Source organism: Stenotrophomonas acidaminiphila (assembly GCA_002951995.1).
In the GTDB taxonomy this organism is placed as follows: domain Bacteria; phylum Pseudomonadota; class Gammaproteobacteria; order Xanthomonadales; family Xanthomonadaceae; genus Stenotrophomonas; species Stenotrophomonas acidaminiphila_A.
In genome coordinates this window covers 2737891-2756769 of the sequence record CP019797.1, presented here as the reverse complement: position 1 = coordinate 2756769, position 18879 = coordinate 2737891, and the positions used below count along the sequence as shown (strand labels likewise).

The window sequence follows — 18879 nt, the reverse complement described above, 5'->3', positions numbered from 1 at the left end:
CCCGGTCGGCCGCTGGCGGAGACGCCATCGCGGCCCCCGGTTCCCGGCTCCCCGCGACCGAGGGCATCGCCCCTTCGCTGGCCGAGCTGATCGCGCTGCGGCGTGCGGCGATGCCGGCGCGTGGCCCGCGTCGCGGCCGGCGCGGCGCGTCCGCGCGCGCGCTCTCCGCGCAGCGTGGGCGCGGCATGGAATATGCCGAATCGCGCGAGTACGTGGCCGGCGACGATGCCCGCCACATCGACTGGAAACTCAGTGCGCGCACCGGCTTCACCCACACCAAGACCTTCCAGGCCGAGCGCGAACGGCTGACCCTGCTGGTGGCCGATACCGCACCGGCGCTGTACTTCGGCACCCGGGTGCGGTTCAAGTCGGTGCAGGCCGCGCGCGCCGGCGCGGTCGCGGCCTGGTCGGCGCTGCGCGACGGCGACCGCGTGGCGGCGCTGTGCGCGGGCGGAGGGGCCGCGCTGGTGCCGCCGGCCGGGGGCATGCGCGGGGTCCTGCGCGTACTCGATGCGCTGGTGCGCTGGTACGGCGCGGCGGCAGTGGATGACGCAGGCCTGCAGCCGGCACTCGAGCGTGCGGCGCGCCTGCTGCACCCGGGCGCGCGGGTGCTGGTGCTGGCCGACCCGGGCAGCGCCCTTGCCGTGGCCCCGGCCACCTGGTCGGCGCTGTCGATGCACGTGGACGTACGCCTGCTGCTGCTGGTCGATCCGCTGGAGATGCGGCCGCCCCACTGCGTGTTGCCGGTGCTGGCGCCGGGCGCGCGCATGGAGCTGGACCTGGCCGCCGGCGCCACGCGCGATGCCTGGCACGCGGCGTTCGTCGCCCCGGTGGAAGCGCTGTGCCGGTCATTGCCCGGGCGCAGGATCCAGGTGCAGGTGCTGGCATCGGACGACGCCAGCGACGCCTGGCTGGCGCCTACCGCGGCGCGGAGCGGCCGGTGATCGCCACCGCGTTGCCGCTGCGCGACGTGCACCTGCCGGCTGCGCCGGGCGTGTGGCCGCCGGCGCCAGGCTGGTGGCTGCTGCTGGGCGTCCTGCTGCTCGGGCTTGCCGTGTTCGTGGCACTGCGGCTGCGTCGCCGGCACCGGCGGCGGCGCTGGCAATCGCTGTTCGATGCGGCGCTGGCGGCGGCATCCGCTCCAGCCGCGCGCGTCGGCCGGGCCTCGGACCTGCTGCGGCGCGCGGCGCGTCGCTGCGACCCGGCGGCCGCGCTGTTGCAGGGCGAGGCCTGGCTGCGGTTCCTCGACGGGCCGGCGCGCCGCGATTTCAGCCAGGGCGAGGGTCGGCTGCTGCTCGACGGTGGCTTCCGCCGCCAGGTCGACGAGGCCCAGGCCACGCGCGCCTGCGCGCTGGCGCGCGGGCGTTTCGTCGACCTGATGGAGCGGCGCCGGTGATGGAGCGCCTGCACGCGCTGCTGGGCGGCCTGCCGGAGTTCGCCTGGCCTTGGCTGTGGCTGGCGGTGCCGCTGCCGCTGCTGATGGCTTTGTGGCCACGCGCGGCCGGCAATGGGCCGGCACTGCGGGTGCCCTGGCCGCCGGCGCGGTTGCAGGCAACAGCGGCGCACCGGCATGGGCCGTGGCCGCGCACCCTGCTGCTGTGGCTGGCGTGGCTGTGCCTGTGCGCGGCCGCCGCGCGACCGCAGCAACTGGGCGATGCGGTCGAACCGCCGCGGCAGACGCGGCAGATGATGCTGGCCGTGGACCTGTCCGGCAGCATGAGCGAGGGCGACATGCTGCTCGGCGGCCGCGTGGTGGATCGACTCACGGCCGCGAAGGCGGTACTGGCCGACTTCCTCGACCGCCGAGAGGGCGACAGCATCGGCCTGCTGGTGTTCGGTCAGCGCGCTTATGCGCTGACCCCGCTGACCCGCGACCGCGCCAGCGTGCGCGAACAGCTGCGCGACAGCGTGGTCGGGCTGGCCGGGCGCGAGACCGCGCTGGGCGATGCCATCGCCCTGGCGGTCAAGCGGTTGCGCGGGCAACCCGAAGGCCAGCGCGTGCTGATCCTGCTCACCGACGGCGTCAACACCGCCGGCGTAATCGACCCGCTGAAGGCGGCCGAACTGGCCAGGGCTGAGGGCGTGCGCGTGCATACCATCGCGTTCGGCGGCAACGGCGGGGTATCGCTGTTCGGCATGCGGCTGCCGGGCGCGGAGGACCCGATCGACGAGGACACGCTGGCGCGCATTGCCCGGGACACCGGCGGGCGCTTCTTCCGCGCGCGTGATACCGGCGAGCTGGTCGGCATCTATGCCGAACTGGATCGCCTGGAGCCGGTGCGCAGCGCCGGACCGGCGCTGCGTCCGCGGCTGGAACGGTATGCGTGGCCGCTGGCGGCGGCGCTGCTGCTGGGCCTGCTGGCGCTGGCCTGGCCGGAGCGGCGCCGGTGATCGCGTTCTGGAACAGCCTGCATTTCATCCGCCCGGATTGGCTGTGGGCGCTGCTGTTGGTGCCGGCCGTGTTGCTGGGCGGCTGGTACCGGCGGCGCCGGCGTGGCGATTGGCGCAGCGCGGTGGACGCGCACCTGCTGCCGCACCTGCTGGCGGATGGCGGCCGCCGCGCCCGCGGCAGATGGCTGGCCGTACCGGTCGGCCTGTTGCTGGCGGTGCTGGCCCTGGCCGGGCCGAGCTGGCGCCAGGTGGAGCAGCCGCTGTGGGAATCGAAGATGCCGTTGGTCGTGGTGTTGGACCTGTCCAGCCATACCGGCGCGGCCGACCTGCCGCCGAGCCGGCTGCTGCAGGTGCGCGCGAAACTGGCGCTGCTGCTGCGCGAGCGCCGCGGTGGCGAAGTGGCGCTGGTCGCGTATGCCGACGAGCCGTTCACCGTGGCGCCATTGACCGATGACGCGGCCAACGTCGCGCTGTTCCTCGACGCACTGGCGCCGGAGGTCATGCCGGTGGACGGGCAGGACGCCGGCAAGGCGCTGGAATGGGCCGGCAGCCTGCTGCGCCAGGCCGGTGCGCGCGACGGCGCGATCCTGCTGCTGAGCGACCGCGCCGATGCGGGCGCCGCCGCCGAAGCCGCACGCCTGCGCGCGGCCGGCTACCCGGTATCGGTGCTGGGGCTGGGTACGCCGGCGGGGGCTGCCTATCGCGACCGCGAGGGACGCATCGGCCATGCCTGGCTGGACGAACCGTCGTTGCGTGCGCTGGCGCTCGCCGGCGGCGGTCGCTACGCGCGGCTTTCCGCCGGCGACACCGACCTGCAGGCGCTGGCGGTGCTGCAGCCGCAGGCCGCCCCCGGCGAGCGTGCCGGCCGCACCGGCACCGCCTGGCAGGACGAAGGCTACTGGCTGCTGCCGCCGCTGATGCTGGTCGCGCTGTTGGCGTTCCGGCGGCGCCGGCAGGCGTTGGCGGCGCTGGCGCTGGGCCTGTGGCTGCCGCTGGCCATGCCGGCACATGCGGCCGAACGCGGCGGCTGGTGGCAGCGCGCGGACCAGCACGAGCACCAGCGCCTGGCCGAAGGCGTCGAGGCGTACCGCAAGGGCGATTTCGCCACTGCCCAGCGCCGCTTCGAGGGCGTCGACAGCGAACAGGGCTGGTACAACCTGGGCAACGCGCTGGCGCGGCAGGGTCGCTACGACGAGGCGATCGCCGCCTACGACCGCGCATTGGCACTGCGGCCGGGCATGGACGACGCAAAGGCCAACCGCGCCGCGGTCGATGCCGCGCGCAGGCGCAAGCCACCGCCAGGCCCGCAGGGGGCGGCCAGCAGAACACGCCCGAAACGCAGCAGGGCAAGTCATCGCCCGGCCAGTCACAGGACGGCAAGTCGCAGCCGCCACCATCGCAGGCCCCGTCGCAACAGGGGCAATCGCCGTCGCAGCCGAAGCACGCGCCGCCGCGGCCGGGACAGGGCCAGCCCGCGGCCGATACGGCGCCGAAGGCGCCGCAGGCGGAAGATGCCCGCGGCCAGCAGCAGGCCGACCGGGCCCAGCGCGAGCGCATGGCCGAGGCGCTGCGCCGGCAGCCGGGCGGCGACGGCGACCCCGGAAAGCGCGCGGCGCAGGCGGCGATGAGCCCGCAGGAGCGCGAGCGGCGGCAGGCGATCGAGGCATGGATGCAGCGCGTGCCCGATGAGCCGGGCGATCTGTTGAAGGCGAAGTTCCAGCTCGAATACGAGCGGCGCAGGCGGGAAGGGCAATGAAGCGGCGAAGCGTTCTCATGAAGGTGGGGTTGTGGGTGTTGCTGGCCTGCGCCGCCAGCGTGCAGGCGCAGACCCGCGCATGGCTGGACCGTGACCGCATCGGCGAAGGCGACGTGGTCACCCTCAACATCGAGACCGACCAGCCCGGCGCGGCACCGGACTACGCGCCGCTGCAGGCCGATTTCGCGTTGGGCGGGCGTACCAGCGGCCGGCAGGCGCGGCTGGTCAATGGCAGCGTCAGCACTACCGCGCTGTTCGGCGTGGTGCTTACGCCACGGCGCAGCGGCGCGCTGCAGGTGCCGGCCCTGCGCGTCGGCGCGGCGCGGACGGCGCCGCTGCAACTGCGGGTCGATCCCGCCCCGGTGGCCAGCGCCGGCGACGCGGTGGCCTTCGTGGAAACCGAGGTCGACGATCCACAGCCGTACGTGCAGCAGAGCGTGGGCGTGGTGGTCCGGCTGTTCTTCGCGACCCAGCTGGCGTCCGGCGAGCTGGACCTGGCCACGCCGGCTTCGGCCTCGTTGCAGCGGGTCGGCGAGGACCGCACCTCGTCGCATGACGTCGGTGGCCGCCGCTACAACGTGGTCGAGCGGCGCTTCCTGCTGATTCCCGAACGCAGCGGCCCGCTGCGGCTGCAGGGCGCGCGCTTCAGCGGTCGCGGCGCCGGCGGCCTGTTCGACGATCTGCTCGGCCGTGGTACCGGCGCGCTCAGTGCCCGCGCGGCCGACCAGACCCTGCAGGTGCGCGCGGTGCCCGATGCCGCACCGCAGCCATGGCTGCCATTGAAGGACCTGCGCCTGCGCTACACCGCCGCGCCGCAGTCGGCGCAGGTCGGGCAGGCGTTCACGCTGCAGGTGGAGGCCACCGCGGTCGGCGCGACGCGTGCGCAGTTTCCGGAGTTGCCGGTGCCGGCCCTGGGCGACGCCGCGCAGGTGTTCGCCGAGCCGCCGCAGTACGACGAAACCTTCGATGGCGGAAGCCCGCGGCTGAAGCTGACGCGGCGCTACTCCATCGTGCCGCAGGTGCCGGGCCCGCTGCAGGTGCAGGGCCTGCGCCTGGGCTGGTGGGACGTGGGCGCCGCCGAGGCCAGGACCGCGGCACTGCCTAACCTGGGCCTGGAGGTGGCGCCGGGGACCGGCGCGGCAGCCGCGGTGCCGGCGCCGGATGCGCCCGCCGCCACGGTCGCGCCGCCGGCGGCCACCGGCGAGCGCGCCATCGCGGTGGCCGGCGCCCGGCTGCTGCCCACGTCGCCGTGGCCGCTGCTGGCGGCGGGGTTCGCGCTGCTGTGGCTGCTGACCCTGGTCTGGGCACTGACCCGGCGGCGCCAGCCGCCCAGCCAGCGCCCGCGGAGGCCAGGCGACAGCGAGCAGGGTGACAGCGGGCAGGGCGACGCTGGCGCGGGCACGCATTCGCTGGCCGATTTCAGGCGCGCGCTGGACACCGGCGACCTGGATGACGTCGAGCAGGCGCTGCGCGGCCTGGCCCGGCCGCCGGTCGTCGACCTGGATGCGTTGGCCGCGCGCCTGGACAGCGCGGCACAACGCGAGGCACTGGAAGCCCTGCGCCGCGCCCGCTGGGCCGGTGGCAGCGGGTCCGCGGCACGCACCGCGCTGCGCGCCGCGTTCGCCAACGGACCGGCATGGCGGGCGCGGGCCGATGCCCCGCCATCACCGCTGCCACCGCTCTATCCGGGGCAGGGATCCGGCTGATCGATCGCGCGGATCGCCGCCGTGGCGCCGGTGCCGGGACGGCTGCGGAGGCGCCCCGACGCATCGTCCCGGTACCCCCGGGACCGGGCCAAATGGCAGGGTTGGCGGCTGTGCAGCTTTTGTTAAGCTACGCGATCTTTCGCCCGCGAGTACCGCCGCATGCCCCACGCCCACGCGTCAAGCAAGCCCTCCATGCCGTTGCACATCAAAGTGCTGCTGGGGTTCATGTTGGGCACCATCGTGGGCCTGGTGGCGCACGCCACTTCCGCCGATGCGGCGTGGGTGAACACCACCATCGATTACGTCACCCAGCCGTTCGGGCAGATCTTCCTCAACCTGCTGTTCATGCTGGTGGTGCCGCTGATGTTCTCGGCGCTGGTGCTGGGCGTGGCCGAGCTGGGCGACATCGCCTCGCTGGGCCGGCTGGGCTGGAAAACCCTGAACTACACCGCGGTGGTGACCGCGCTGGCGGTCGGCATCGGCCTGTTGTGCGTCAACCTGCTGCAGCCCGGCACGCACATGGAGCCGGCCCTGGTCGAACAGGCCATGAGCAGCGCCAAGACCGGTGAGATCGTCAGCAAGGGCAACGAACTGCGGCTGATGGACCTGCTGGTCAACATCGTGCCGCACAACATCGTCAACGCGATGGGCGACGACAGCAAGAAGCTGGGCATCGTGTTCTTCGCGCTGATGATCGGCATCGGCCTGGTGATGAAGCCGACCGCGGGCACCACCGCGTTCAAGAACGCCGTGCAGGGCCTGTTCGAGGTGTGCATGCACCTGATCGGCATGTTCATCAAGCTGGCGCCGTTCGCGGTGGCGGCCTTCATGTTCAACCTGACCGCGCGGCTCGGCTGGGACGTGATCCAGAGCCTGATGTGGTTCGTGGTGACCGTGCTGCTGGCGATCGCCATCCACGGCTTCATCGTGCTGCCGCTGTGGGTGCGGCTGCTGGGCGGCATGTCGGCGCGCAGCTTCTTCCGCGGCACCCAGGAAGCCACGCTGACCGCCTTCGCCACCGCCTCCTCGTCGGCCACGCTGCCGGTGACCCTGCGCGTGGCCGAGGAGAACCTGAAGCTGCCGCGCAAGGTCTCGCGTTTCGTGCTGACCGTCGGCGCCTCCGCCAACCACCACGGCACCGCGCTGTTCGAAGGCATCACCGTGCTGTTCCTGGCGCAGGTCTACGGCCTGCACCTGGGCATGCCGCAGCAGCTGATGGTGCTGCTGCTGTGCATCCTCGGCGGCATCGGTACCGCCGGCATCCCGTCCGGTTCGCTGCCGGTGATCGCGATGATCTGCGGCATCATCGGCATCAAGCCCGAGGGCATCGGCATCATCCTGGGCGTCAACACCTTCCTGGACATGTGCCGCACCTCGCTCAACGTCACCGGCGACCTCGCCACCGCGGTGGTGGTCTCGCACCGCAGCGGCGTGACCGACGAGGAAGTGCCGGAAGTGGCGGACAACGCCGGCCACCACTGAGCCGCCGGCGAAACGGATGCCACGAAGGCCGCCCAAGGGCGGCCTTCGCGTTTTTCCCCGCCTGCCGCATGCCGGTGCCCGCCGCCGGCACCGGCATGCCGCCCGGGGCCTTGCGCATGCCCCGCGCCGTGCCGCCGCCGGCCTGACCTGCCCGGTGCTCTGTGGGACAATAGGCCGCCCGCAGCTCCGCGGGAGCCTCCCGACCCGACGAACCATGACGCAGCCCACCCGCCGCCAGTTGGCGAACGCCATCCGTTTCCTCGCCGCCGATGCGGTGCAAGCCGCCAACTCCGGCCACCCCGGCATGCCGATGGGCATGGCCGACATCGCCGAAGTGCTCTGGAACGACTACCTCCGGCACAACCCGAACAACCCGAAGTGGTTCAACCGCGACCGCTTCGTGCTGTCCAACGGCCACGGCTCGATGCTGCAGTACGCGCTGCTGCACCTGAGCGGCTATGACCTGCCGATCGAGCAGCTCAAGGCGTTCCGCCAGCTCGGCAGCAGGACCGCCGGGCACCCGGAGCGCCATGAAACCCCGGGCGTGGAAACCACCACCGGCCCGCTGGGCCAGGGCTTCGCCAATGCGGTGGGCTTCGCGCTCGCCGAAAAGCTGCTGGCGCAGCGCTACAACCGCCCGGAATTCGAAGTCGTCGACCACCGCACCTGGGTGTTCATGGGCGACGGCTGCCTGATGGAAGGCATCTCGCACGAAGCCGCCTCGCTGGCCGGCACCTGGGGCCTGGGCAAGCTGGTCTGCTTCTGGGACGACAACAACATCTCCATCGACGGCGAAGTGGAAGGCTGGTTCACCGACGACACCCCGGCGCGCTTCGAGTCCTACGGCTGGAACGTGGTGCGTGGCGTCGACGGCCACGACCCGGAGAGCATCAAGGCGGGCATCGACGCGGCGCTGTCGCAGTTCGACAGGCCGACCCTGATCTGCTGCAAGACCACCATCGGGTTTGGTTCGCCGAACAAGGCCGGCCAGGAATCCAGCCACGGCGCGCCGCTGGGCAAGGACGAGCTGGACGCCACCCGCAAGGCGCTGGACTGGCCGTATGGCCCGTTCGAGATTCCCGAGGAGATCTACGCCGGCTGGCGCGCGGGCGGCACCGGCACCCTGCGCCAGGCCGAATGGGAGCAGTTGTTCGACAAGTACGCCGCGCAGTTCCCGGCCGAGGCCGGGGAGCTGACCCGCCGCTCGCATGGCGAGCTGCCGGCCGACTTCATCGCCCGCGCCGATGCCTATATCGCCCAGGTGCAGGCCGAGGCGCCGACCATCGCCTCGCGCAAGGCTTCGCAGAACGCGATCCAGGCGTTCGCGCCGCTGCTGCCGGAAATCGTCGGCGGCTCGGCCGACCTGGCCGGCTCCAACCTGACCCTGTGGAAGGGCGCGCACACCGTGGTCGGCGAGGACCCGCAGGCCAACTACGTGCACTACGGCGTGCGTGAGTTCGGCATGAGCGCGATCGCCAACGGCCTGGCGCTGCACGGCGGCTTCCTGCCGTTCGACGCCACCTTCCTGGTGTTCAGCGACTACGCCCGCAACGCGCTGCGCATGAGCGCGCTGATCCCGGCGCAGGTCATCCACGTGTTCACCCACGACTCCATCGGCCTTGGCGAGGACGGCCCGACCCACCAGCCGGTCGAGCACATCGCCTCGCTGCGCTACATCCCCAACAACGACGTCTGGCGCCCGTGCGACGCCACCGAGTCGGCGGTGAGCTGGAAGGCGGCGATCGTGCGCCGTGACAACCCCAGCTGCCTGATCTTCAGTCGCCAGAACCTGGCTCCGCAGCCGCGCAGCGCCGAGCAGGTCAAGCTGATCGAACGCGGCGGCTACGTGCTGGCCGACGCCGCCGGCACGCCGGACGTGATCCTGATCGGCACCGGCTCGGAAGTGGGCCTGGCCATGGCCGCCAAGGCCGAGCTGGACGCGGCCGGCATCAAGACCCGCGTGGTGTCGATGCCGTCGACCAACGTGTTCGACCGCCAGGACGCGGCCTACCGCGAGTCGGTGCTGCCGCACGCGGTGCGCGCACGCGTGGCGGTGGAAGCCGGCGTCACCGGTTTCTGGCGCCAGTATGTGGGCCTGGATGGCGCGGTGGTCGGGCTGGACAGCTTCGGTGCCTCGGCCCCGGCTGACAAGCTGTACCAGCACTTCGGCATCACCACCGAGGCGGTGGTCGCCGCGGCCCGGGCGCAGCTGGCGCAGTAAGCGTCGCTCTGCGGCTCCGTCATGGGAAGCCGGGGCATAGCCCCGGCTTCCTCGTTCCAGGCCCTGACAGCAAGGTGGGCCTCGGGTATGTGCACGCCGCGCTCCCAGCCCGTGCTGACGCGGAAGGTGCGGAACAGGGTGGTTCAGCGTCCCGATGGTTCATCAGCCGACACCAGCTGCGCTGGCGGGCGTATCCGAGAGCGCGGCAGGTCGTCGGAGAGCGCCTTTATCTCGCTATGGCGCGCCGAGCCAATCCGGCGCTTGGACCATGCGCGATCCATCAATGCCTGATAGCTGTCCGGGTTCCAGAAGCGGTCGGCATGCAGGTAGCCATCATCCATCTGTTCCGAGCCTGGAGGGCCAGCGTACATGCGCATGCTGGTCTGCATTCCCGTACGGCTGCCGGTGGATGCGTTGCGCACCCTGCGCATGACGCGCGCCAGCCGCGGACGGGCCACGCTGTCGGCATACTGCTCGAAGACACGCGGCCCCCGCTCGATCGCCTGGGCACGCTCGCTCTCGTCCAGTGCTGCCCAATAGCGTTCTCGCAGCGCCATGAATCCACGGTATCCCCGTTCTGCGGCCAGATCGATCCACACGTATGCCAACGGACGATCCTGTTTGGTGCCCTTGCCTTCCCACAGCATTTCGGCCACTACGGCCTGCGAGGGTTTGTCGCCATAGCGCGCAGCCTGCTGGAACTGCAGGAATGCCGCGGCGTCATGGCCACTGTCGCGGTTCTCCAGCCCGTTTTTGCGGTGCTTGAGATCCGGATGGCCGTAAAGAAAGCCAGACGCATGCAGCCGGGGGTCTTCCAGCGGATCGTCGGCCGCGGCGTGCGCGGCAACGCTGTGCATGCAGCCCAGCACCAGCGGAAAAGCAAGAAGATACAAACGGATGCGATTGTCCATTCCCGGCTCCGGTCAGGTGGCGAGGCGCTCTCAGGCAGGTCCTTCGGTCGCGTGGCCGCTCGAGCGCTGCGTCCGACCGCGCCTGGGCAGTATTGCAGCAGGTGCCTCCTAATCCGGTTGCGCAGCGGCCAAGGGCACGTGGAATGCTCCCGGGATTGTGGCTTCGTTCAGTAATGGATCGCCTAAGCCCACCTGGCGTCGGCGCCGCGCCTGCTGGCCCGCAGTCCGTGCGCATGCGAGCATGCGGCCACATAGCCTCCCGCAGGGAGCTCTTCCGGAGAAGCACCATGAAGCGCGTGACCGGTATCGGCGGCATCTTCTTCAAGGCCAGGGACCCGGCCGCGCTGGCAGCCTGGTACCGCGACCACCTCGGGCTCGATGTCGGTGACTGGAACGGTGCGGTCTTCCCGTGGGGTGGCGAGGGCAGTGCGCCGGGCATGACGATCTGGAGCCCGTTCGCGGCCAACACGGCCTACATGGCGCCAGGCACGGCGTCCTTCATGGTCAACTTCCGCGTCGCCGACCTGGATGCGCTGCTGCCGGCGTTGCGTGCCGAGGGCTGCGACGTCGTCGACCGGACCGAAGTCTCCGAGCAGGGCAAGTTCGGCTGGGTCATCGACCCGGAGGGCAACAAGGTCGAACTGTGGGAGCCGCCGACGGGGCAATAGCGCATCGCGGACAAGCCGATGCAGGCGGCCCCTGGCGTCGCCACCTGCGCAGTGCTCCGCTGGACGCCGCCGACGCGTGCTGCCGCGCGGTTCCTGTGCGGGGGCCGGTCATGGACCACGGCTGGATCCGCACCTGGGCGGCCGCATCGCGCATGGCCACGCAGCCGAGCTTCGCCATCGAAGGCGGATCGGAGGCGCCGGTGCAAACCGATGACCTGGACGAGGCGCTGCGCCGCACCCGTGCCACCAGCATCGCCCTTGAACAAGCGCCGTCGCGCGAACCCCGGGACATGCGCCGGTTCGTCGTACATGATCCGTCTGGCCAGCGGGTGAACATCCCCGCGGCACCCAACGATTGCCGCGGATGCCTGAGCGCGACGCGCGGTGGTCAGGCCCGCGCGGTGCGCGCCAGCGCCAGCCGCAGCAGGCGCGTGTCCAGCCAGCTGGCCGGACCGTCCGGCCGCTCAAGTCCCATGCGCTGCAGGTACATGGCATCGTTGTCGCCGCGTCGCTGGCGCAGGGCCGCAAGCACGGTGCGCAGCTTGCCACCGGTGCTGCCGGTGTTGCTCTTCAACCACTGCAGGGCGCGCAGCAGGTCCTGCTCGACCGGGGTGAAATCGCTGCCCAGCGGGTAGTCGGGCAGGCTGCCGTCGCGGCGGAACGGCGCCAGCGCCGCGGACAGGACAGCGGCGCGATTGCGCTGCCAGTGCGCGGGCGCGACGAAGCCGGCCGCCAGCTTCTTCGCCCGCTTCGCCTGTTGCAGCAGGGGCGCCTGGAAGGCGGCGTCGGTGATGCCGGCCATCGCGACCACGCAGTCCTCGTCGGTGATGCCGCGCAGGTCGGCGATGCCGTACTCGTTGATGAAAATGTCGCGCAGGTGCCGCGGGATGGTGGTGTGGCCGTAGTTCCAGCGCACGTTGCACCGGGCACTCCCCGCATCATCGCGCACGGCGCGGAACATCAACACACTGCGCGCATCGGGCAGCGCGTGCGCCATGGCCACGAAGTTGTACTGGCCGCCGACGCCGGACACCACGCGGCCATCCTCCAGCGCATCGGACACCGCCGCGCCGAGCGCGGTGGCCATCATGCAGGAGTTGAAGAAGCGCGCCTGCCGGCGCTGCAGCCGCTGCAGGGTTTCGTCGCCGCCATAGAGCTGGTTGATCTCGCTGATGCGGCGCATGCCGATGGCCCGGCATTCGTCGGCGGGCAGGTGCCGCAGCCAGTCGTAGAGCTCCGGCGAGCCCAGATAGAACGCGCCGTGGAGATACTCGCCTTCCTCGGCCAGCCGGGCGTGGTCGGCGGTGTAGGCGCTGCCGTTGGCCAGGCGCTGCATCAGCGCCAGGTCGTCATGCACCTTGCGCCGGATCACGCCGCTCTGCACCAGCTTGCGGAAGCCTTCGTTGAGCATCTCGCTGCATCCGTACAGGCCGGTTTCGAACGGCTCCAGCCCGCCAATTTCGCGCACCAGCGGATGCTCCGCCAGCGTCGGATCGAGCGCGTGCAGCACCCGTCGGTAGCGGGCATTGTCGGTGTGGCGCAGCACCAGCGCGTGGCTGAGCGCGTCGGCCAGCGCGCCGATGCCGATCTGCAGGGTGCCGCCGTCGCGCACCAGCGTGCTGGCATACAGGCCGATGGCGTACTCGGCATCGTTGACCGGCTGCCGCGGCAGGCCGAACAGCTTCGGGTAGGGCCCGGGCGGGGTCAGCACCAGGTCGAAGAACGCCGCGTCGACCGTGGCGCTGCCGCCCAGCCAGGGCAGCTCGGGGTCGATCTCGGCGATCAGCAGCGGACGTGGCAGGCCACGCGCGATGACTGCATCGATCGTGTCCTGGGTGAGATCGTTGTTGCACGACAGCGACAGCCGGGTGCTGCCCTCGCGCCGCGCGACCTTCTGCACGATGGCGTGCGGTGCGCGCTGGGCCAAGGCGGCGGCGACGTGGGTGTAGTTGAGGCTGGTGTAGGCACGTTGTGCCTGCGATGAACCCAGCAGCGCGCCGGACTGCATGTAGAACTCTTCCACCTGCACATGCGCGGGCAGCGCATCACGCGCCATGTCGCGTGCATAGGCCAGGCGCGGGAAGTCCGCGCCGAAATGACGCGCCACGAACGGACGCAGGAAGCGTGCCTCCAGTCCATCGCCGGCGGCATGCGGCGGATCGAGCGAGAGCGCGGTGTACAGCTGCAATGGGCGCGACGGGTCCACCCCGACGCGCGCGTAGAGTGCGTTGAGCAGTCGGTGCGGCTTGCCCAGCGCCAGCGGCGCGGCGATGCGCAGCGGCCCTTCGACGCGGGCCAGCAACCACGCCGCGGCGGCATCGGGGTCGGTCACATGGTGGGGCATGGCGGGGCGCCGTCAGGGGGAAGCCGCATTACAGCATCGGCGCGATGAACCCGTGGTCGGCATGCTTGACAGGGCATGCGTTTACTCGTGTAATCGATAAAAATTACAGGCGTAAACCATGATCCGGATCAGCGAGGCCGAAGCGGTGGTGATGGAGGCCCTGTGGGAGTCGCACCCGCTTTCCGCCGAGGACGTGGTCGCCCGCCTGGGCGGCCGCAACGGCTGGGCCGAGGCCACCGTCAAGACCCTGCTCAACCGCCTGCTCAACAAGGGCGCGATCAGCGCGACGAAAGAGGGGCGGCGCTATCTGTATGTACCGCAGGTGGCGCGCGAGGCGTGGCTGCTGGAGGAAAGCAGCAGCCTGCTCGAGCGCCTGTTCGACGGGCGCGTGGCGCCGCTGGTGGCGCATTTCAGCCAGCACCGGAAATTGAGCCGCGACGACGTGGCCGAACTGCGCAGGCTGCTGGAGGAGCTCGACGATGATCAGTCTTGAAGGGTTGCGGGCCTTGCTGGCCACCGCGCTGGCCGGCAGCGTGGCGATGGTGACGGTGCTGGCGCTGCGCGGCATGGTGCGGCGCCGGCTGGGCGCCAGCGCGGCCTATCTGCTGTGGCTGGCGGTACCGGTGGCCATGGTTGCCGTGCTGCTGCCGGCGCCGCGCGTGGCGGTACTGCCGGTGCACGCCATCGACGCGGTGCTGCCGGCCGCCCGCACCGTCCTGGGGCATTCATCGACGCTATCGCTGCCCTGGACCTCGATGCTGGGCGGCGCCTGGCTGGCCGGCGCGCTGCTGGTGATGGCCGGATTGCTGCGCCAGCAACGGCGGTTCGTCCGTGGGTTGGGGGCGCTGCGGCGCCGCGACGATGGCCTGTGGCAGGCGCAGGCAACGGCCGGGCTGCCCGCCGTGCTCGGCCTGTGGCCGCCGCGCATCGTGCTGCCGGCGGATTTCGAACGCCGCTACACCGCGCAGGAGCAGCGGCTGGTGCTGCTGCACGAGCAGGTGCACCTGCGCCGCGGTGACATCGCGGTCAATGCGCTGCTGGCGGCCCTGCAGTGCGTGTACTGGTTCAACCCGCTGCTGCCGCTGGCGCTGCGTCGCTGCCGCGAGGACCAGGAGTTCTCCTGCGACGAACGTGTCATCGCGCGCAGCGACGGCGCGCGCCGCAGCTATGGCAACGCCATGCTCAAGACCGGGCTGGCGCTGTCGTCGTTGCCGCTGGGCTGCCACTGGCAGGACCGCCATCCGCTCAAGGAGCGCATCGCCATGTTGAAGCGTCCGGTACCCGGCAGGGGACAATGGTTCGGCATGCTGCTGTTGGCCGCGGGGGTATCCCTTGCGCTGGGTTTTGCGGCCTGGGCCGCACAACCGGCGCCGAGCGACGCGCTCGCCACAAGCGCCGCGCCTGCGTCGGCGGCACCATCGCGCGGTGACACGGAACCGACCGGGGTCCAGGCCGACAACATCGCGTTCGCCCGCCGGTCGCCTCCGCGCTATCCGCCAGGCACGCATGCCGGCAGGCTGCTGCTGCAGATCGACGTGGCGGCCGACGGCACCGCCACCGACGTCAGGATCGAACGTGGTTCGGGGCACGCCGATCTCGACGAAGCGGCGGTGGAGGCCGCACGCCGATGGCGATTCCCGCCGGCCCGCAAGGACGGCAAGCCGGTGGCCGGCACGGTGCGCGTTCCGGTTCTTTTCTACCGGGGCGCGGGCCGCGCAGCCGGCAAGGGAAGCGTGCAGTGATGTGGTACATGCGTGTCGGCGTCGTGTCGGCGGGATCGGTGCTGCTGGCCCTGGCCGGTTGTGCGACGCGACCGGCCGCCAGCGAAGACGTGGCGGACAGCAGCTACAGCATCGGCCAGCGCCTGCTGCTGCCGGAGCCGGCGGGCGGGCAGGCCGGGGACGTGCAGCCGTACACGCTGTCCGGGCGCGAGGTGTTCCGCATGCCCCGGCCGCTGCATGCGCCATTGCCGGAACTGCCCGATATGCCAGCGCGGCGATCACTGCCGCCGGTGACGGTGTGCCTGAATGTCGTCCTTGATGCGCAGGGGCAGGTGCAGCGGAGTTTCCCGCTGTTGACGCACAGCCAGTGCGGCGCCGGCAACGACGCGGAGAATGGCCATCTGCTGCAGGCCGCCGACGATGCCGTGCGGCAATGGCGCTTCACGCCCGCGGCGATCTGCGGTTTCGCCCCCGGCACGGCGCCGGTCGCGCCGGACGACTGCGCCGGCGCGGCGCAGGTGGAGGCGGTGCCGGTGACGCTGCCCTATGCGTTCACCTTCGAGATCGTGCAGGGGCAGGCGCGCGTGCGGCTGGGCCAGCCGCCGCAGCCGTAGGTGCCGGGCTTGCCCGGCACGCGCTTTTCCCGGCGCCCCCAATGCGGGGCAAGCCCCGCATCTACGAAAGGCGGCTGCGGCGGACCCCGTAGGTGCCGGGCTTGCCCGGCACGGCTCTCACGACACGCCGCACCGCAGTCCGCTCCATGCGGCTGTGGCGCTTTAATCCAGCAGTTCGTTCAACAGCGCCGCCAGCCGCTCGCCAGCCAGGCGCAGCTGCGCCTCGGCCACCGGGCGCCAGGTGGAGGCGTACGCGTCGCCGACCTTGCGGTTGCTGGGGTAGATGCCCGGGCGGGTGGCGATGGCGCAGCTCTGTTCGGCCCAGCGGGTGGCATCGCGTTGCAGCTGCGGTGCGCCGACGTCCGCCGGCGCGGGCAGTGCCTGCAGGCGCTGCAGGTAGTGCTCGTCGTCCAGCTGCAGGGCGTAGAACATGCCGCTGTCCCACAGCGAGTGCAGGTTGGTGCCGCGCTCGTTGAACTGCAGCTGGTAGGTGTTGCCGCCCTTGTCGTGACCGTAGCCGGCGTGCATCGGCTGGTGCAGGTCGCCGGCCAGGTGCACGACGAACTTGAGCGCCTGCAGGCGCTCGGCGTCGCTGAGGCTGCGGTCGGCCAGGCGTGCGCTCTGCGCCTTCATTGCCTCGACCACGCAGTCGCCGTCGCGGCAGTGTTTGGGCGGATCGTAGGTACAGCCGTCCTCGGCCATGTTGATGTAGTGCCAGCCGGCCGAGCGCTTGCCCAGGTCCGGGTCGCCGGCCCGCAGTTGGTCGGCCCACGGTGCGATGCTGGCCAGGGTGGCGCCGGGCTCGGTGGCGAGCAGGCGCTGCACTTCCGCTGCCGCGACGGGGTCCAGGCGGGTTTCGGCGATGCGCGCGACCAGGCGGTGGCCCTGCGCGCCCCAGGCGAAGGCGGGTGTGGAGACCAGGGAGCAGGCGGCCAGGACGACGCCGGGGAAAAACAGGGGAATGCGGGCGCGGATTTTCATCCGCCGCATTCTAGCGGCGCATCGGCGGCGGACGTGTGCCGAAAGTGGCGGGCCTGTCCACGACCCCACCGCGCTTGGCTCGCGGCGGGCCATGAACAGGCCCTGGGAACGTCCTTCCCCTCGGTACCGGGGGAGGGCGGGATCAGAACGAGCGGACGTAGGCCACGCCGTACACCAGCGGGTCGATGTTGGCGGTGCCGAGCTTGTTGCCGTTGACCTTGACCTTGGTGTCGATGTCGGCCCAGCGCAGGTCGACGCGCAGCGCGTCCTTCTTGGTCAGCGCGAAGTCCAGGCCGGCATGCGCGGCCAGGCCCCAGGAGTCTTCCAGCTTGAGCCGGGTGCCGGTCAGCGCGCCCTTGCTGTCGGTGCTGAAGAACTTGGTGTAGTTCACGCCCAGGCCGACGAACGGGGTGACCTTGCTGCTGTTGGCGAAGTGGTACTGCAGCGAGACCACCGGCGGCAGCTGCTTGGTGCGGCCCACGGTGCCGACGCCGTCGATGCTGATGTCGTGCTGGAACGGCAGCGCGGCCAGCACTTCAACGCCGACGTTGTTGGCCACGAAGTACTCGAACGTCACGGTCGGGCGCACGCTGCTGTCGACCTTGGTCGGCAGCGCGCCCAGGCCCAGGGCCGAGCCGTTGAGGTCGCCGGCGCTGGACTTCGGATCGACGTTGTGGACGCCGACGCCCAGGGTCCAGTCGCCCTTGGACTGCGCCATGGCGGGGGCGGCGGACAGGACCAGGGCGGCGGCGAGGCCGGACAGCAGCAGGGCGGGGGTCTTGCGCATGGTGCGTTTCCATTTGCTTGGTGAGGATGGCGCCAGTCTCCGCGCGGCGGCGCATGCCCGCCTTGATCCGGATCAAACCCGCGTCCGCGCTCATGGCGCGTTCACGATCCACGCGGCCGCGCACCGGCGCCGCCGGCGGTGCGGGCGCGGGCCGCCGCGGCCAGCGGGCGGGGCCCGGCTGCTACAATGAGCCCCCTTTCCACCCCCGCCGCAGCGGTCTGCGGCCGCAGGAGTTCGTGAACATGGCAATCAAGGTCGGCATCAACGGTTTCGGTCGCATCGGGCGCAACGTACTGCGCTCGGCAGTGTTGAACTTCGGCAACGACATCGAGGTCGTGGCCATCAACGATCTGCTGGAGCCGGATTACCTGGCCTACATGCTCAAGTACGACTCCGTGCACGGCCGCTTCAAGGCCGATGTCGCCATCGAAGGCGGCCACCTGCTGGTCAACGGCAAGAAGATCCGCCTGACCCAGGAGCGCGACCCGGCCAACCTGAAGTGGGACGAGGCGGGCGTGGACGTGGTGATCGAATCCACCGGCCTGTTCCTGACCAAGGAAGCCGCGCAGAAGCACATCGATGCCGGCGCGAAGAAGGTGATCATGTCGGCGCCGTCCAAGGACGACACGCCGATGTTCGTGTTCGGCGTCAACGACAAGACCTATGCCGGCCAGGCGATCATCTCCAACGCCTCGTGCACCACCAACTGCCTGGCGCCGCTGGCCAAGGTCATCAATGACAAGTGGGGCATCAAGCGCGGCCTGATGACCACCGTGCACGCGGCCACCGCCACCCAGAAGACCGTCGACGGCCCGTCCAACAAGGACTGGCGCGGCGGCCGTGGCATCCTCGAGAACATCATTCCCTCGTCCACCGGCGCGGCCAAGGCCGTGGGCGTGGTGATCCCGGAGCTCAACAAGAAGCTCACCGGCATGAGCTTCCGCGTGCCGACCTCGGACGTGTCGGTGGTCGACCTGACCGTCGAGCTGGAGAAGCCGGCCACCTACGCCGAGATCTGCGCCGAAGTGAAGGCCCAGAGCGAGGGCCCGCTGAAGGGCGTGCTGGGCTACACCGAGGACAAGGTCGTGGCCACCGATTTCCGCGGCGAGACCCATACCTCGGTGTTCGACGCCGAAGCCGGCATCGCGCTGGACTCCACCTTCGTCAAGCTGGTCAGCTGGTACGACAACGAGTGGGGCTACTCCAACAAGTGCCTGGAGATGGTGCGCGTGGTCGCGGCCTGATCCACACTGCAGGGGTATGAAGGAAGGGCGCCGCGGGCGCCCTTCTTTTTGCC

At 71.1% G+C, this 18879-nt stretch carries 15 protein-coding genes and 1 pseudogene; 12 read left to right on the top strand and 4 right to left on the bottom strand.

What is annotated here, in order from left to right; genetic code table 11:
• Positions 1-26 precede the first annotated feature (26 nt).
• The 7 genes and pseudogenes from B1L07_12345 to B1L07_12315 all read left to right on the top strand — a co-directional run bounded on the left by B1L07_12345 (position 27) and on the right by B1L07_12315 (position 9556).
• Positions 27-944: an ATPase gene (locus tag B1L07_12345; protein ID AUZ56586.1), complete on the top strand. Its 918-nt coding sequence runs from the start codon at positions 27-29 to the stop codon at positions 942-944.
• Positions 941-1396 (top strand): hypothetical protein, encoded by a 456-nt coding sequence (locus B1L07_12340; protein ID AUZ55740.1) that lies wholly within the window; start codon positions 941-943, stop codon positions 1394-1396. Before B1L07_12345 ends, B1L07_12340 begins: the two co-directional genes overlap by 4 nt.
• Positions 1396-2391: a hypothetical protein gene (locus B1L07_12335; protein ID AUZ55739.1), complete on the top strand. Its 996-nt coding sequence runs from the start codon at positions 1396-1398 to the stop codon at positions 2389-2391. Before B1L07_12340 ends, B1L07_12335 begins: the two co-directional genes overlap by 1 nt.
• Positions 2388-4147, top strand: a pseudogene (locus B1L07_12330) (hypothetical protein). Before B1L07_12335 ends, B1L07_12330 begins: the two are co-directional and overlap by 4 nt.
• The gene (locus B1L07_12325) at positions 4144-5853 is read left to right on the top strand and encodes a hypothetical protein (GenBank protein ID AUZ55738.1); all 1710 of its coding nucleotides are present in this window, start codon (positions 4144-4146) and stop codon (positions 5851-5853) included. Before B1L07_12330 ends, B1L07_12325 begins: the two are co-directional and overlap by 4 nt.
• 159 nt (positions 5854-6012) lie before the next feature.
• On the top strand, positions 6013-7335 hold the full coding sequence (locus B1L07_12320; GenBank protein AUZ55737.1) for a dicarboxylate/amino acid:cation symporter: 1323 nt from the start codon (positions 6013-6015) through the stop codon (positions 7333-7335).
• Positions 7336-7549: 214 nt separating this feature from the next.
• On the top strand, positions 7550-9556 hold the full coding sequence (locus B1L07_12315) for a transketolase (GenBank protein AUZ55736.1): 2007 nt from the start codon (positions 7550-7552) through the stop codon (positions 9554-9556).
• A 143-nt stretch (positions 9557-9699) separates the two neighbouring features.
• Here the strand turns inward: B1L07_12315 and B1L07_12310 are convergent, their stop codons facing one another.
• Positions 9700-10425 (bottom strand): hypothetical protein, encoded by a 726-nt coding sequence (locus tag B1L07_12310; protein ID AUZ55735.1) that lies wholly within the window; start codon positions 10423-10425, stop codon positions 9700-9702.
• Positions 10426-10754: 329 nt separating this feature from the next.
• Here B1L07_12310 and B1L07_12305 point away from each other — a divergent pair, with 329 nt between their 5' ends.
• Complete coding sequence (locus tag B1L07_12305; protein AUZ55734.1) at positions 10755-11135, top strand: glyoxalase; 381 nt, start codon at positions 10755-10757, stop codon at positions 11133-11135.
• A gap of 388 nt (positions 11136-11523) precedes the next feature.
• On the opposite strand, the gene B1L07_12300 is transcribed toward B1L07_12305, so the two are convergent.
• The gene (locus B1L07_12300) at positions 11524-13479 is read right to left on the bottom strand and encodes an acetyl-CoA hydrolase (GenBank protein AUZ55733.1); all 1956 of its coding nucleotides are present in this window, start codon (positions 13477-13479) and stop codon (positions 11524-11526) included.
• A 121-nt stretch (positions 13480-13600) separates the two neighbouring features.
• On the opposite strand from B1L07_12300, the gene B1L07_12295 reads away from it, so the two are divergent.
• From B1L07_12295 to B1L07_12285, 3 genes are read left to right on the top strand one after another with little or no spacing between them, the layout of a single operon-like run.
• Positions 13601-13972: a BlaI/MecI/CopY family transcriptional regulator gene (locus tag B1L07_12295; GenBank protein AUZ56585.1), complete on the top strand. Its 372-nt coding sequence runs from the start codon at positions 13601-13603 to the stop codon at positions 13970-13972.
• Positions 13959-15221 (top strand): hypothetical protein, encoded by a 1263-nt coding sequence (locus tag B1L07_12290; protein ID AUZ55732.1) that lies wholly within the window; start codon positions 13959-13961, stop codon positions 15219-15221. The genes B1L07_12295 and B1L07_12290 overlap by 14 nt, the downstream gene beginning before the upstream one ends.
• A gap of 8 nt (positions 15222-15229) precedes the next feature.
• Positions 15230-15814, top strand: coding sequence for a hypothetical protein (locus tag B1L07_12285; GenBank protein ID AUZ56584.1), 585 nt, complete (start codon positions 15230-15232; stop codon positions 15812-15814).
• Between the two features lie 162 nt (positions 15815-15976).
• On the opposite strand, the gene B1L07_12280 is transcribed toward B1L07_12285, so the two are convergent.
• Together B1L07_12280 and B1L07_12275 are read right to left on the bottom strand one after the other, a co-directional pair.
• On the bottom strand, positions 15977-16789 hold the full coding sequence (locus tag B1L07_12280) for an endonuclease (GenBank protein AUZ56583.1): 813 nt from the start codon (positions 16787-16789) through the stop codon (positions 15977-15979).
• A gap of 148 nt (positions 16790-16937) precedes the next feature.
• Positions 16938-17582, bottom strand: a complete 645-nt coding sequence (locus B1L07_12275; protein ID AUZ55731.1) for a hypothetical protein — start codon at positions 17580-17582, stop codon at positions 16938-16940.
• A 242-nt stretch (positions 17583-17824) separates the two neighbouring features.
• On the opposite strand from B1L07_12275, the gene B1L07_12270 reads away from it, so the two are divergent.
• Positions 17825-18826 (top strand): type I glyceraldehyde-3-phosphate dehydrogenase, encoded by a 1002-nt coding sequence (locus B1L07_12270; protein ID AUZ56582.1) that lies wholly within the window; start codon positions 17825-17827, stop codon positions 18824-18826.
• The last annotated feature ends 53 nt before the right edge of the window (positions 18827-18879 follow it).